The sequence below is a fragment of the Inquilinus sp. OTU3971 genome, from assembly GCF_038440215.1.
The window spans coordinates 1-1,710 of record NZ_JASATH010000404.1; the positions used below are offsets into that span (position 1 = coordinate 1).

Annotated in this window: 1 protein-coding gene; it reads right to left on the reverse strand. The window is 69.4% G+C overall.

The annotated features are described in order from the left end of the window. Nucleotides 1-200: 200 nt before the first annotated feature. Entirely contained in the window at nt 201-1,598 is a 1,398-nt protein-coding gene (locus AAHM41_RS40110; protein ID WP_342242240.1) for an IS1380 family transposase, read from the reverse strand. Nucleotides 1,599-1,710: the final 112 nt, after the last annotated feature.

The following is a 1,710-nucleotide window of genomic DNA, read 5'->3' on the forward strand; positions in this document are numbered from 1 at the left end:
TGTCACCCAAATCCCCGGTTAGAGCGAGAGGAGCGGGCGAGGACGGGAGAGGCGTGTTGCCGGTGAGGGACGCTGGTGGGCCCAGTGTCGAGGGGTTCTCGCCGAACGAGTCCTGTGTGGGAGCTCCACCCGGAGAAGGTGTGGAGGCTTGCATGTCGCGGGGCGCCGGGCGTGAGGTCCGGGGTGTTCAGGGCTGGTGTTCAGGCGGCGCGGGAGGCCAGGGTGGGAGGTCCGATCGCGAGGGCGATGCGGGCGCGATCGGCGAGTTGCCGGCGCGCGGCATGGGAGAAGCGCAGCAGCGTCTCGCGGGCGTGGCGGACGACCTTGCCGATGCCGTCGAGCAGGACGAAACGCAGGCGCTTGGGCCGGGCGTTGTGCAGGTCTTCGGGCAGGGCGGTGCGCTTGAAGGCCGAGAGCAGATTGTAGAGCAGGACGTTGAGGCGGAACCAGGCGGCGTTTGCGGCGAAGTTGGCGGCCGGCAAGGCCTCGGCGGCGAGTTCGTTGGTCAGGACGTGATGAGCGTGTTCAACGGTACCGGCCTTGCCGCGCTGCCAGCGGATGAGGTCGAGGCCGCAGCCATCTTTGGGGTCGGGCAGGTTGGTGACGACGGCGTAGTGGCGGGTGGAACTGCCGTCGGCGAACAGGACGCCTTGCGTCTTGGTGATGCGCAGCGCCAGGTAGCGCGGCGGCGGTGGGCTGTCGCGGTTGGCGCGGCGATCGGTGGGGACGTAGGCGACTTCGGCCCAGTGCCGGACCGCGTCGGCTTCCTCGCCGGCATCGTGCCAGGCGGTGGCCGGCAAGGCGGCGATGGCCTCGGCCAAGGCCTGGCTCATGTCGGCGCTGATGGCGTAGCCGTGCTTCTCGGTCTCCAGCCAGCGCAGTGTGTCCTGCTCATAGGCGGCGCTGTCGGAGCGAACCAGCAGCCGCGTGGCGCCCGCGGCCTTCGCCACCGCGGCGGCCTGTTTGAGCACGCGCAGATGATCGCCATGGGCTGGCACATTGCCGGGGCGGAGCTCGTCGACCAGGATGATGTCCTGCTCGGCCCACACCGCGATCATGGGGTGATAGCCGGTGCGCCCGTCCCAGGTCGGTTCAGCCTGGCGCTTGCGGCTTTCCAGGATGGTTGCGTCGAGATCGATGGTGGCCGTCGTCTGCGGCCGCCGCTCCTGCAGAAAGGCGATCAGCCGCTGGTTGACCTGCGCCAGCCCCTGCAGCCGCTCGCCCTCGCCGGGGATCTGCGAGCGCTCGCCCTGCCACAACGGCAGGGCCGGCTGATCGAAGGCGTCGAGAAAGTCGCGGGCGGTCTGCGGCGCGGGGAAGCCGTGCCCGAGCAACGTCGCCAGTGCCCGATCCTCGCGCAGCATCGCCAGATCCTCGCAGCGCTCGCCCCCGACCGCCCACAGAGCAAACAGGCTCTCCGCCATCTGCGACGCGGTCAGGCCGCGCGCCCGCTGCTTGATCACCACCGCACGGTCGAGCGCCGCCGCCGCGCCGCTGATCCGGAACGCCTCGATCAGCAGCGGCACCCCCGCATGCGCCGTGACCAGGCTCTCGTCGATCGCGTCATCGATCTCGAATGGCAATCGTGGCCCTGCCATCGCAGCCCTCTTTCCCGCACCCTATGGGTGAAAGATAGCAAGAGCCGGATTCGTCGCGCCACAAGCCGCAACCCCGCAACCGTCGCAATCTATCCGGGAATTATGGTGTCAT

What these genes read in the sequence shown, in the direction of transcription:
- AAHM41_RS40110 (WP_342242240.1), bottom strand. Translation starts at nt 1,598, where the DNA reads ATGGCAGGGCCACGATTGCCATTCGAGATCGATGACGCGATCGACGAG.